Genomic DNA, 14,142 nt, shown 5'->3' on the forward strand with positions numbered 1-14,142 from the left:
CCTGACTAATCCTAATCTGAGCCGGCAACCACTCTTTCTATACGTGACTCAATATTTGCAAGGGCATCAGTTATGCGCTTTTCAGGCGGTATTATGCTGTACCCATCCCAGAAATCACTGTCATATGCATGTCCCCCGTCCATGAAAACCCTGTCCGTTCTCAGCGCCTCCCTTCTTCTGAATCTCTCCACATCACCGGTATCAATCCTGCTGTTAGCCATCTCGACAAAAACATGGTAGTTACTGCCGAATAAACTGAACCTCCTTCTGTACCTCAGATGGAGGTCAGCCCTTACATGGTTGAGATAATAAAAGCCATCATGATACCTGTAACTGACCGTATAATGGGCCTTGTCGATGGTTGCCCTGTAATCCCTGTTTCTCCTTGCAATAAACCGCTCATGAGCCTTGCTTATATATTTGGGATTGACCTCAAACTCTGCTCCAAGGAATGCAAGACTTTCAATATCTATATAAAGCACTCCCTTAAAAAGCGGTTCATTGATATGTTCCCTCTGCTCAAAAGCTACCCCGTATGCCATTCTGCCGTCAAAAGCAACAATATCTGACCTTGTAAATTTGTATTCATAAAGGAATTCGGGATTCAGGAAATCAGGAACATTCTTGATAAAGTCCAGTTCAAGCGAACTTTTTATACCTGCCCTTATTTTGAGAATAAGAGTATCGGAGCGGTCAATATTGCTTATTGAACGGGATTGAAGCAGTTTTACCTGGTCCTGCTCAAACCTGTTGTGATGAGGAGACTTGTAAACCTGGAAGAATGCTTCCGAATAATTGATAAACCTGCTGCCCCTCATCACGCCTTCGCGGTAGAAGTTGAGCATATAAACGGGTTTGTTGCTGTAATTGTGATCAATCCTTGATATTGCCGACCTTACTATGCCATTGGGGTCAAAATATCTTATCATCACCTCGGGAATCGAGATATACTCAGTTTTCATCAGTATATCAACCCTGTTATCACTGAATACCCGAACCGGAAGGGTCCGGGTACGGTATCCCAGATGAGTAACGGATATATCCCTGTCGGCATAGCCGGGAGGAACTCTAAGACTGAAAAACCCGTCAGAATTGGAAATTATTCCGATTGATCCACCCTTAATGCCGACCGTAGCAAAGGAAAGCGGGTCCCTTGTCTCTTCATCGAGTACACGCCCCCTGACAATGACTACTTCCTCTTTTGCGGGTGCTTCCTCTTTTCCGGCAATTGAATATTCAGGCACCTCAATATCAGGACGGTATATAAGGATATGCTGTTCAATAATCCTGTAATCAAGTGAAGGGTCATCCAACACCTCTTCAAGCCATAACGAAACAGGTTTGTTCCCGGCACGTATCCTGATCCTTTGGTCAGAATCAACTATCTCGGTGTCATAAACAAAGAAGTACCCGACCTGACCTCCAATCTGGTTAAGTACAGAATATATGCTTGCCGACTGCCTGGGCAGTGAAACTATCATGTCAAATACACTGTCACTTTCCGGTTTATCAGGGGCATCATATTTATCCCCCTGAGATAATGATGGTCCCGGAACTTCTGTATTCTCAACCTGTGCATTGGTTCCAATGCAAACCAGTAAAAAGATAACTGCCGGCAGAAGCAAATGGAATGCACGGGCAACGGATTTTTTCCTGCCTTCACTGTTTCCATGAAGCCGGTATGTTGAAACGCATATCAGCATTGTCAGTTCCTCTCACTGAACAGTATTCCCGGTTCAGACAGTAATTCATAATCCAGGCCAAGGCCTGAAGCAATGACCCTGGCTATAGTTTCTATATCGTTATCAGCAAAAGTTACGGTAAGCCTTCGTTCCCTCAATGCATCACTTTCAAAATAGACCTGCATGTTATAATTTCTGCTCAGTACAGAAGCAATATTTTCAAGCTTCTCATCCTTGAACTGCATCCGGTTCATTCTCCACGAAAGATATGTCCTGTCAATGACCGGGAATTTTTCCATGCTGCTGCCCGTTCCCCTGAGCATTTCCCATTCTCCCACCAATTCATAGTAACCGGGCAGGTCGGCAACACTTACCTTAACCGAGCCCTCTTCAACAATAAGTTCGAAGCCCTCACCTGACGATTTGAGATTAAAGGCTGTACCTACAACCTCAACAATTGCTTTTCCTGTTTCAATTACAAAGGGCTGCCCTCTTCTCTCGGTAATATCAAAAAAAGCCTCTCCCTCAAAGGTTACATTACGGCTATCTGCCGCAAATACTGACGGGTAGTGTAGTACCGAATTGCCGGCAAGATAAACTATGCTGCCGTCACCAAAAGTCCGCACCAGGGTATGATTGTCAGCTTCTGTCCGCATTGTCATTAACTCAACCCCTCTGCCTTCCGGCCATAACAGGTAACCAAGTCCCCATCCGGCTATGACAGCCACAATGGCTGCAGCCACCGAGATCCTGCGTGACAACGGGGTCACCCTGGGAATTCCATCCTGAGCGGGTATAAGTCCTTCATCCATAAGCCTTCCATGAACCCGGCTCCAGGCCTTGTCGGTATCTACCCCGTTGTATGTTTTGCTCGCTCCCATCATCATTCCAATATTAATATAAATTGCATATTCATTAAAAGGCAACAGACCCGTAATACCGGCCAACCCTCTCCCTGAGAATCTTAAGCGCCTTGCCCATGTTGGCCTCAACTGTTTTTACCGATATTGACAACTCACTGGCAATCTCCTCATACTTAAGTCCCCGAAACCGGCTCATCCTGAATATGGTGCTGCACCTTTCCGGCATCTCATCCAGCGCACCCTCAATCAGTTCATTAAGCTCTGAATACTCAATCCCGCTGTCATCGTAACCTGAGCCTTCACCATCTCCCGCAATTACCCTTTCGGCATATTTTCGTCTCACATCAAGCGCCTCAAGATATTTCAGGGAATTATTTCTTACAGACGTGTAGAAATATGATTTAACTGAGAACTTAATCCTGATCTCTTTCCTGTTCTTCCAGTATTTGTAAAAAAAATCCTGAACTATCTCTTCGGCCGAATCAACATCATCTGTAAAGCTGGTGGAAAATCTCACAAGAGGTTCATAATACTTCCTGAAAAGCATCTCAAACGCAGCAATGTCATCATTCCTGGTTTTCTGCTGACTATCTATCCACTTTAATGCCATTCAACGTATCCTCCTGCCGTAAAGATACAAAGTATTGCGATCAACTACCAGCCTGGTCTCTTCACATGCCACAATTGCACTACATACATAAGACCGTTACATGCCGGATATACCCTATTATATCCATGGATATATTTCAGGCCTCCCTGCGCCCGGAGTGCAGGACTGTCAATCCGGTCTGCTTAACCGGCTCTTGCCGGTTCACACCAGTATTGTACAGGATCACAAAACCGGTGTCATTCAATAACGGCACAAGGGAGCCTCTGCAGGTAGCCTTCATCAACCGATGCCCCCAATCCGGGTCCGTCCGGCACATCTACCAGTCCGTTTTCACCGTAGACTATTCCGCCTGTCACAGGATCCTCCTCCATCATCATCGGTGAGTCAAAATCGCTGAACACTATATGATCATTGGTTAAAGAAAGATGTGCCGAAGCGGTAAACGCCAGCCTTGATTCCATGAAACCTCCCACCATCATTAGAACACCGGCCCGGGAGGCAACACCGGCTATCTTAACGGCTTTATGCAGGCCCGATGATTTCCCTAGCTTGATGTTTATATAGTCGCAGGCACCAAGACCAATGAGCCGTGACGCATCATTTTGGTCAAGACACGATTCATCTGCCATCAGGGGGACCGGACTTGAACGGCGCACTTCGGGCAGCGACATAAAATCCCACCTGGGTATCGGCTCTTCACAATACTCAATATTCATTCCTGCAAGATCATTGAGTAACAATACAGCGGTTTCCCTGTCCCACCCCTGGTTGGCATCAAGCCTCAGAGGTATCTCCGGTCCGACGGCACTCCTGATACTTGCTACTCTCCGCAAATCATTCTCCCGGTTATCGCCGAGCTTTACCTTGATAAATCTGAATCCCCTGTTCATGATCTCCAGTGCATCTGCTGCCATCACTGAAGCATCATCAAGGGAAACTGTATAATCGGTATAAAGCTCCTTCCGTTCATTGCCGCCAAGAAACTCAAACAGGGGCAACCCCTTAACCCTGGCTGCAATGTCGTGCAGCGCAATGTCAAAAGCACTTTTTATACTGGTATTGCCATAAATGACAGCATCCATTATGGCTGTACACCCTTCGATGTCACGTGGGTCCTTTCCGATAAGAGTTCTGGCCAGGTAATGCCCAACATCTGTGCATGTGCCCTGGCTCTCGCCGTTAATGGTGAGCGACGGACTGCATTCGCCGTATCCTGTCACCCCCCTGTCGGTTATTATCCGCAGGTAGATGTTATCAGCGTGGGTGATCGCACCCAGGGATATTATAAACGGTTTTTTCAGCCTGATGCTGGCCTTGTAGACTTCAACCCTTGTAATTCGCATAATCCTTGAATTTATAATTGTTATACCTGATATCCTTAAATATAACTCAAAAATGCCGTCTTTCAACAGTTAACCAAGCTCAACCTTATCAGGTCGTTAATGATTTCGAGCATACTGTTTCCGCTTTCGCGGAAGATTAATCGCTTAAATATACATGAAAATTTTTTCAGCCAATTTACACACAGACGGCTGAAAAAATTTTCATGTTAAAGCGAAGCGGTTCCTCCTGTAAGTCAAAATTTTGTATTTTCTGAAACAAAATTTTGACTTCTTTTATTACAGGAGAAATATAGATGAATTTGTTTCTTCCTGGAGACAAAATTCCGGCTTTTTTTACCGTAGAAAGCTATAATTACTTTTTATATATCATTGATTGACTGATGATGAAAACAGGAGTGAACCACCTCATTCTTAGAAGGAGGCTTCTTAGATCAATGAAGGCGTAGCCTTTGAAAGTGGTGGTTTTTTAAAATGTAATAAAATTGTAGTTTTATGCCAGTTGTGAATAACCCTGAAAACACCGGTAATATGGAAACCTTCTTCCTTGTGATCAAATATGCAGCAGCAGGTATTCTTCTGCTTGTAATAGTTGCCGCGGTGATCCTGGCAATAAGCTACAATTCAATGTACAAGCCCCCGCCACCTCTGCCAGGTGAAAAGACTTTTTCACCCTCCATTGACGATCAAACTGTTGAGCAGGGAAAGTTCCCGGTAATTATGCCCGTGCCGAAAGAACTTGAGGTCATGACAGGTTCATTCCGGGTGCCTGATGCGGTTAACTATGTTTCAGAAACCGGCAACAATGGCATAGGGGATGAAATGATAGAAAGGTTTAGCGGACTGCCACTAACCGTCACAGGATCGCCCTGGCTCAGGTTTATCCGCGATGGCCGGTTGCCGGAACAGGGATACAGTCTGATCATCGGTGCCGGTGGTATTGATATTGAAGGGGGCGGGAATGCAGGTCTTTTTTATGGGCTGGTAACCCTCGGGCAGATCATTGATCAAAGTGAAGGCAATATTCCTGCAATGAAAATAACCGACTGGCCCGACATGGAGACCAGGGGCGTCATGCTTGATATAAGCCGCGACAAGGTGCCGTCAATGGAGACGCTCTACGGCATCGTTGATTTTCTTGCCAGCATGAAATACAACCACCTTCAGCTGTATGTAGAGGGTTTCTCCTTTGCCTATGAATCATTCCGGGAACTATGGGAAGATACCGAAACACCGGTCACAGGCGAAGAGATGAAGCTTCTCGACCGGTATTGTGCTGAGCGGTTCATAGACCTTGTGCCAAACCAGAATTCACTGGGGCACATGAGCGCCTGGCTCGAAACAGAAAGATTCAGCGACCTTGCCGAGTGCCCCGGAGGCTACAAACTCATGGGGCTAATCGACATGAAATCGACCCTGAATGTTTCCGATAAGCGGAGCATGGAGCTTGTAAGGCAGATGACAGATGACATGCTTCCCTGGTTCAGTTCCGGTTATTTCAATGCCAACCTTGATGAACCCTTTGAGCTTGGCAAGTGCAAAAACAGGAAGCTTGCAGAAGAAAAGGGAGTTGGCCGGCTTTACATCGATTTTGTCAAAGAGCTTGAGAGCTTCATCAGATCGAAAGGCAAAAGGATGATGATGTGGGGTGATATTGTAACAAGGCATCCGGAGATAATTCCGCAGATCCCCGAAGATGTTGTAATGATCGAATGGGGCTATGAATCGGTCCATCCCTTTGAACAGAACTGCCGCAGGTACCATGAAGCAGGTCTGGATTTCATGGTGGCCCCGGGAACAAGTTCGTGGACCAGCATAACCGGCCGCACCTCGAATATGATGGAAAACATATCAAATGCCGTGGGTAGCGGACTCAAATACGACGCCATGGGTATGCTGCTGACTGACTGGGGAGATATGGGACACTGGCAATACTGGCCTGTAAGCTATGCCCCGCTGGCATACGGCGCAGCCCTCAGCTGGAACTACGACAGCAGGGATGACCTTCCTCTGGCTGAATTTCTCAACAGGTCGGTCTTTGCAGACAGGGCAGGTATCATGGGGAGCCTGGTGCTCGATATGGGACGTTATAACCGTTTTGAAGAATACGAGATGCTCAACATGACCACCACCATGATGACCTATATGCTGGGACTGACCGACAAGGTGATGGTTGATGCCATCTATGCAAAGATGCTGGAGGGTGTGTTTGATCTCACCGGTTATGATGAGGAACTTACATCTGCTGTCATGAAAAGGTTTGATGAACCTGCACCCTATGACTACCGTTCAATTATCTCATATACTGAAATGCTGCGCAACAGTCTGACAGAAGCAGATATGGACAGGGCCGACGCACAGCTCATCAAAGATGAATATACCAATGCTGTGAATATGATCCACCTGGGCGCCCGTGCAAGACAATACATGATTTACAGGCGTGAAAACAGCGCCGCCGGTAACATTGTCCTCCTTGAGCAGATACTGGATCTGGCTGACGAGGTGGAGAGGGAGCACAGAAGACTGTGGCTCGCCCGCAACAGGGAGGGGGGACTTGAACGGAGCCTGTCGCTTATCATTCAACTCAGAAAGCACGCCGAACGTGACCTGAAGATAATGCGGCGCAGCAGGCTTGAAAGATCGGTCATCATGACCGGAGAAAAGATAGCCGCAGCAGCTGCGGCCATCTATATCAGAACAAGATAGGAACGCCCATTGCCCGCTTCAGCATGCCGGTTACCTGGCGTTGACAGGCAAGGCTTCCAAAGCTCCGTCAAAGTTCCGTCCACTGCCCCCTCAGGGTTTGATTCCGGGTTTCTTACCAGCCCCTCCTCAAACTGCAGGCATAATGGCCAGCTTAATCACGGTTTGTTCGGATCGGCCGGTAATCCGAGCCTTCTGAAGAAGACTTCAGGCTCCTCCCGTATCTCAACGGTTTCATCAAATTCAAAACCAAGCCTCTCGTAAAGAGCCCTGCGACCTTCTATGTCATCGACCAGCTCCTGGTAGGCGATCTGCCCCACCCTTACGGCAACCCTTCGGGGAACAACTACAACACCGTCAGAATCGGCCACCACCATATCGCCGGGATGGACAAGAGCACCTCCAACCACAACCGGCCGCTGCACGTCGATCACCTCATTCCTGCCGATACGCTCGCCGCGGCCCCTTTCATAATAGTTGGTGTAAACGGGGTTTCTCTGAAGGATTATCTCGTCGATATCCCTCACCCCTCCGGCCGTTACCAGTCCCACTGCCCCCTTCTCCTTCCATTCCATTATGTTCTTTGAACCGGTCGACCCGGTGTCGTTATCATCGCGGTTATCCATTACTATAACGGTACCCGGTTTGATGAACTCCTGGAAAGGCTCGTTCGATATCCTCCAGTACCAGTACCCCCTCCACTCCCTGTAAACCTCATAATTTTCAGGCTTAGTCAGGTCGGCTCCCGGGTACATCGGACGGTTGGTGGGGCCGTAACGCACAGTAACGGCAATTCCTGAAAAACGGTGGCTCATGTCCTTGACATCTTTCCATAACGGGGCAATTTTCGGATCCATCACGCCTATGCCGGTATAACCGACAGTAGCCATTGCATCAACAACATCGGCAACCCTCGCTCCCCTGTAGAGCTCAAGCAGAACCTCATCGGAAACATCAGGGGCTTCCTGGGCAGACAATAACGGGCTGGAAACAAATAAGGCCAGCACAGCAACAATAAAAGAAAAGTTTCTCATGATATAAGAATTTAGTTAGGTTTTGGTAGTCATAAAAAAATAACATTTTTGCCGGTTTTTCAAATTTAGAACAAATAACTTGTACGTACAAGTCAAATAATCTATATTTACCTTGCCAACAGCCACGGGAAATTATGAAGACACCCAGATACCGGCAGGTACAGAACATGCTTAAAACCAGGATACAGAAAGGCCTGCTCAGGGAGGGAGACCTGTTGCCATCTGAAAACCAGCTCTGTATTACTTTCAGCATAACCCGCACCACTGCAAGGAAGGCACTTGAAGAGCTCCATAAAGAGGGCTATATTGACCGGCTGCACGGGAAAGGGAGCATTGTAAAAGAGAGAAGTAAATCTTTGGGGCTTCTTAATGTAAAAGGCTTCTCAGAAGCCGTCGGGCAGAACATCAATACCGTATTTCTCCAGGCTCCGGCCATAAGAAGATGGGTTGCCGGCTTCCCTTTCGAAACAGGCGAAGATGAACGGCAAACACCCTGCATACATTTTGAGCGCCTGCGATCTGTGGGTGAAGACCCGGTGATAATTGAAAATAACTGGTTCCCGGGCAGAGCCCTTCCCGGGTTCATTGATAACGGCTTCGCAGAGGGGTCATTTTTCAAAACGCTCAGCATGAAATATGGCACGGAGATAACAGGGTCGGAACAGGAAATAAGGGCATTGCCGGCAGATAAAAGGAGCTCGCAGCTCCTCAGGATCAATCCGGGGCAACCTGTGCTCCAGATATCAATCCGCTTTACTACCAGCAACCCCTTACTGAACATTTACAGCGAGCTTATATGCAACACCATGAAATACCCGATCGGGAACAGCTATTTCCTTTAAAACGAAACCAGGAAACAGCCATGATAAACGCTTACAAAAATGGCATAATCACGAACATAGGCGTTCCATCTGACTTTAACAGTCTTAACATAAACAGGATATTAACCACCTAAACAAAACAAAATGATCAGAGAACTTGCAAAGATGATCGACCATTCGATCCTTCATCCCACGATGACAGACGATGACCTTTTAAGGGAATGCCAGGTAGCGGCAAAATATGATGTCGCTTCGGTATGTGTCAAACCCTACATGGTGAAAAAAGCAGCCGGACTGCTTGAAGGCACCGACGTGCTGGTTGGTTGTGTGATAGGCTTCCCGGCAGGAAATTCAACAATTGAAGTCAAGGTTTTCGAAACCGAGACCGCCTGCAAAGACGGCGCTGTTGAGATCGACATGGTGATAAATATCGGGAAGGCCCTTTCGGGGGAATGGGACTATATTGAAAAGGAGATAGATGCAGTTACCAGGGCCAGTCATAAAAACGGTGCAATTGTAAAAGTTATCTTTGAAACCGACTATATAACAAGAGACGAAGACAAGATCAGGCTGTGCGAAATATGCACCCGCACCGGGGCCGATTACGTGAAAACATCGTCGGGGTTCGGGTTTGTGAAGGGCGACGACGGTAAATTCTCCTACACCGGGGCAACACTCCACGACCTGCGCCTGATGCGCAAACACAGCGGCCCCCGTGTCAGGGTAAAGGCTGCCGGCGGTGTACGCACCCTCGATCAGCTCCTGGAGGTGAGGGAAGCAGGATGCTCAAGAAGTGGTGCAACAGCCACAATAACCATGCTTGAAGAGGCAAAAAAGAGATTCAAAGAATAACAGGCAATTACAAAACCAAAACTTCAGAGCCATGCAAAAATCAAGAAGAGAATTTGTCAAAAAGGCAGCACTCGGGGCTGCCGGGATCACCGTGGGAGGCCTCGGCTTCAGCGCACGATCCTACGGGAACATTATCGGATCAAATGACCGTGTCAATGTCGGCATTGTAGGGTTCTCAGACCGCACCAGGGCTTCGCTAATTGATGCCCTGCTAAGCCAGTCGGCCGACCTGAATTTTTCCATCACATCTGTTTCTGATATCTGGAACCGGAGGAGGGATGAAGCAAAAGCTTTCATGGCAGAGCGGAATGTTGATGTAAAACTGTACCGGAACAATGAAGAGCTTTACGAAAAGGGCAACGTCGATGCCGTGATCATTGGCACAGCTGATTTCCAGCATGCCCTGCACACCGTTGAAGCCGTTGAGGCAGGCAAGGATGTTTACGTGGAAAAACCTTTTGCCGAAACGATGGAGGACAACCGGAAGGCAAGGGCCGCTGTTGAACGCACCGGCAAGATCGTTACCATCGGTTCGCAAAGAAGAAGCGCCGCCAATTACCATGCGGCCAACGATTTCATCAGGTCAGGACAGTTCGGCGACATCGTGATGGTTGAGATGACCTGGAACGTAAACCAGCCCGGCAGGTGGAGAAGGCCCTCACTGGTGTCGCAGATAAGGGAAGGGGACACGGACTGGAAACGGTACCTGATGAACAGGCCATGGGAGCCCTGGGACCCAAGGAAATATCTTGAATACCGGCTTTTCTGGCCCTATTCGTCGGGCATTCCCGGACAATGGATGGCGCACCAGATAGATACGGTTCACTGGTTCAGCGGTTATGACCATCCCAGGAGCGTGGCAGCCAATGGCGGCATCTACCTGTGGAAGGACGGGCGCGAGAACTACGACACCATGACCGCCGTGTTCGATTACGGTCCCCCGAACGACCCCTCGTCAGGGTTCCAGGTGGTCTATTCGTCACGGTTCACCAATTCGGCGGGGGGAGTTAAGGAACTCTACTACTCAAACGGGGGCACCCTGAACCTTGACACCAACAAGATAACCCCGCATGGCGGACTCTCTGAATATCATTCAAGGGCAATGAACATGGAACCCAACCTGCTTCCGGAGATGGACCTGCCCACTGCTTCGGCCGTCACCTCGGCAGATACAGGCGTTGATAACATGACCCTCAGCCACATGAGAAACTGGATGGAGTGCGTGAGGAGCCGCAAAGAGCCCAATGCGCCGGTCAAATCAGGCTACGACCACTCGGTTGCCAATATCATGGTGACTGCAGCATTGCGCACCGGCCAGTTCGTAACTTTTGACGAAGCGAACCAGGAGGTGCTGGCAGGAGGAAAAGTCTTCACCTACTAGAAGAGTTAATCATATATTGTTTACTTTTATGCCTTCATGGCCGGAGAATATTATCAATATTCTCCGGCTCTTCCCGTCATTTTGAAATGCAGAAATCCTGATTGCGGAAAAACATCAATTACAAATGAAAATAGAAAGCCTGTTTACCGGAACCACAAATGCGGCACTAACGCTCCTGGCAGGGATTGCTCTTCTTTTCGCATGTACGGAACAACCACCTGCCCCCCAACCTGATATCTCAATCGGCAAGGTCGCCGATGAGAACAGGATCGAGATAATGGCCGGGCAGGAGTTGTTTACCGCCTACATCTACCCTGATGATCTGGCAAAACCGGTGCTGTTTCCGGTAAATGCACCCGGGGAAGTCCCTTTGACCAGGGGTTTCCCGGTCCATCCGCGTACAGGTGAACGGACTGACCACCCTCACCAGGTGGGGTTCTGGCTCAGCTATGGCAATGTCAACGGACTCGATTTCTGGAACAACCCGGGCAACCTCCCTGAAGAGAACCGGGCTGGTTACGGGTACATTGAGCATGGAGAGGTCCTCAGGATGGAAGGGGGTAGAAACAAGGGCGAGCTGGTTATTTCAGCCTACTGGAAGAATTACAGTGATGAAATAATTCTTACCGAGGTAACGACATTCGTATTTTCCATTGAGGATGACACAAGAATAATTGACCGGGTAACAACCCTGACTGCGGGCAGCGAAGAAGTGAATTTTGCCGACGACAAGGAAGGGATGGCAGCGGTAAGGGTTGCAAGGGAGATGGAGCTACCGGGTAGCGATCTTCCGGTGATCGTAGGTCCCGACGGCAGTGAGGGCCAAGCCGGCAGCAATTATCATGAGGGCAGCACCGGCAATTACCTGAGCAGTGAGGGGCTTGAGGGAGATGATGTATGGGGAACCCGTGCCAGGTGGATGATACTTAACGGGAAGATGCACGGCAAAGAGGTAAGCATTGCACTGATCGACCACCCCGAAAACCCCGGCTATCCTACATACTGGCATGCCAGGGGGTACGGGCTCTTTTCGGCAAACCCGCTCGGTCAGGCAGAATTCTCAGAAGGCAGCGAAGTGATGAACATGGTCCTGCCTGCCGGCGAATCGGTCACTTTCAGGTACCGTCTTGCCATCCGGGCTGACGGCATCATCACCCCCGGCGAAATGGACAATCTCGCCTCGAACTTCACAAAACATATTCTTTAGAAAAAACCGGGAACTGCGGTCTTTTCCCGTTAATATTATTCAGTCCCTGTCTCTCATGCAGCGCACCGAGTAGCTGTTCATCTTGTTGCCTATACTCGAAATCACATTGCCATTACGGCTGCCGATGGTTATATCCGCGGCGCCGAAAATATTTATTTCCGTTGCACTCCACCAGTATCCATGATATCCTGCAAGTCCGAAGTTCCCCTCGCTGGTACGGCTACCGCCCGGCAGTGCGGTAAATCCTGATTCGTTGGTAGCGTCGTTATTGGGTTTGTCCCATCGCGGATGAGATGCAGGGTCCGTTGCAGCGCTTTTAAGTTTTCCTCCTGCTGTTTCGGGTCCGCCCAGATAATCAACAAGTACCTTCCAGTCATCATTGTCAGGAACCCTCCAGCCGGTTGGACACAGACCCCGTCCGTCATTAACAGCATGCCAGTTATATAGTGCACCATAAGCATCCAGCACCTCTATTTTGTTGTCCAGCCCCGGAACCTCCGCATGCGGGTAAACCTTAATTGATCCAAGCCTGGTCTCACCTGATTTTTGCCATTCGGGATCAGCCGGATCACCCGGTATGGGATCGCCGTTGCTGTACCTTGAGACGCGAAGGTTTTCCACCATCCATTCCTGCTCGCCTATTATCACAGTCGTGTAGACATTGCCATCGATATCTGCAGCAAGTATACTGGTAATAAAACTGAGCTGGTTTCCATATGAGGTTCCAGCTTCATTGGTTGCAAAAGCACGAAGGTAATACCTGGTATCAGACTTAAGCCCCTGGATCCGGGCCGTGAACTCTGCGGCACCATCTGAATTGATTATTTTACCCTCATTCCTGGTTACTGTGGGTTTCTCACCCACTCCCCAAACTAAACCAAGTTCAGTAACCGTTGCACCACCCTGATCCTCAATAATGGCACCGGAAACAGCAGAAACGGAGGTTATCCTGGTTACATCCCTGGTGATCACCTCCGGCAGCCCGGTGGGAGTGAACTTGATCTGCTCACTGTATATGGTGTCATTTTCTATTATGATATAGGTACGGACAAAATAGGTCCTGCCCGGAACAAGGCCATCCAGACTGCTGGAAAAGCTTCCTGCTCCCGGGTCATCAATTGTCGCTCCGTCATTGTTTTCAAGTGTGGGATTTTCATTTTCGCCCCATACAATGCCGCATGCAGATACCTCTCCATCCATATTCCATGAAAAAAGGGCAGAAAACTCTGTAGTAGTTGTTGTAAGACGGGCAACTGACAATTCGGGGGCCGGTGTTCTTTCTTCCGGGAACTCCTTTTCACATGCAATTAAAAATAGTGCAAGGATAATAGCTGGTCCAAACCAGGCAACAGGATCAGCCTTCCTGACGGCTTCCGGAAACACACCTATGACACATCGGGTATGTGATTTACTTTTTGTTTTTTTCTGCTGTCTGAAGTATGTTGTATTATCTTCTTCAGTTTCAGTATCAGGTCTGCAATGCATGATATCCCAGGTATGTCTTTAATTATAAACAATGTGACAACCTAAAAGTATCTCATTTAAACCGGCCCACCGAAGGTTTTAACAAAATACAACAATTTTTAAGGTATTGGCTCAAAGGATTATTTGTATTCCCGTTATTTAATATATGCATCCGTTCCGGGACA

Annotated in this window: 11 protein-coding genes; 5 read left to right on the plus strand and 6 right to left on the minus strand. The window is 48.4% G+C overall.

The window, feature by feature from the left end:
- Positions 1-11: 11 nt before the first annotated feature.
- The 4 genes from EA408_10160 to EA408_10175 form a co-directional block, all read right to left on the minus strand.
- Positions 12-1,703 carry a hypothetical protein gene (locus EA408_10160; GenBank protein ID TVR71016.1) on the minus strand — a complete coding sequence of 564 codons (1,692 nt, stop codon included), beginning with the start codon at positions 1,701-1,703 and terminating at the stop codon, positions 12-14.
- A gap of 2 nt (positions 1,704-1,705) precedes the next feature.
- Entirely contained in the window at positions 1,706-2,608 is a 903-nt protein-coding gene (locus EA408_10165; protein ID TVR71017.1) for a DUF4974 domain-containing protein, read from the minus strand.
- Positions 2,598-3,155 (minus strand): RNA polymerase sigma-70 factor, encoded by a 558-nt coding sequence (locus tag EA408_10170; GenBank protein ID TVR71018.1) that lies wholly within the window; start codon positions 3,153-3,155, stop codon positions 2,598-2,600. Before EA408_10170 ends, EA408_10165 begins: the two co-directional genes overlap by 11 nt.
- A 236-nt stretch (positions 3,156-3,391) precedes the next feature.
- On the minus strand, positions 3,392-4,498 hold the full coding sequence (locus EA408_10175; protein ID TVR71053.1) for a dipeptide epimerase: 1,107 nt from the start codon (positions 4,496-4,498) through the stop codon (positions 3,392-3,394).
- A 492-nt stretch (positions 4,499-4,990) separates the two neighbouring features.
- On the opposite strand from EA408_10175, the gene EA408_10180 reads away from it, so the two are divergent.
- Positions 4,991-7,201, plus strand: a complete 2,211-nt coding sequence (locus tag EA408_10180; protein TVR71019.1) for a hypothetical protein — start codon at positions 4,991-4,993, stop codon at positions 7,199-7,201.
- Between the two features lie 155 nt (positions 7,202-7,356).
- On the opposite strand, the gene EA408_10185 is transcribed toward EA408_10180, so the two are convergent.
- On the minus strand, positions 7,357-8,232 hold the full coding sequence (locus EA408_10185) for an RraA family protein (protein TVR71020.1): 876 nt from the start codon (positions 8,230-8,232) through the stop codon (positions 7,357-7,359).
- Between the two features lie 134 nt (positions 8,233-8,366).
- On the opposite strand from EA408_10185, the gene EA408_10190 reads away from it, so the two are divergent.
- The 4 genes from EA408_10190 to EA408_10205 all read left to right on the plus strand — a co-directional run bounded on the left by EA408_10190 (position 8,367) and on the right by EA408_10205 (position 12,493).
- Complete coding sequence (locus tag EA408_10190) at positions 8,367-9,074, plus strand: GntR family transcriptional regulator (GenBank protein TVR71021.1); 708 nt, start codon at positions 8,367-8,369, stop codon at positions 9,072-9,074.
- A 123-nt stretch (positions 9,075-9,197) separates the two neighbouring features.
- Positions 9,198-9,905, plus strand: a complete 708-nt coding sequence (gene deoC, locus EA408_10195; protein ID TVR71022.1) for a deoxyribose-phosphate aldolase — start codon at positions 9,198-9,200, stop codon at positions 9,903-9,905.
- A 31-nt stretch (positions 9,906-9,936) separates the two neighbouring features.
- Positions 9,937-11,286 (plus strand): gfo/Idh/MocA family oxidoreductase, encoded by a 1,350-nt coding sequence (locus EA408_10200; protein ID TVR71023.1) that lies wholly within the window; start codon positions 9,937-9,939, stop codon positions 11,284-11,286.
- Between the two features lie 124 nt (positions 11,287-11,410).
- On the plus strand, positions 11,411-12,493 hold the full coding sequence (locus EA408_10205; protein ID TVR71024.1) for a hypothetical protein: 1,083 nt from the start codon (positions 11,411-11,413) through the stop codon (positions 12,491-12,493).
- 39 nt (positions 12,494-12,532) lie between these two features.
- Here the strand turns inward: EA408_10205 and EA408_10210 are convergent, their stop codons facing one another.
- Positions 12,533-13,978 carry a hypothetical protein gene (locus EA408_10210; protein ID TVR71025.1) on the minus strand — a complete coding sequence of 482 codons (1,446 nt, stop codon included), beginning with the start codon at positions 13,976-13,978 and terminating at the stop codon, positions 12,533-12,535.
- Between the last annotated feature and the right edge of the window lie 164 nt (positions 13,979-14,142).

The organism is Marinilabiliales bacterium, assembly GCA_007695015.1.
Lineage (GTDB): Bacteria > Bacteroidota > Bacteroidia > Bacteroidales > PUMT01 > PXAP01.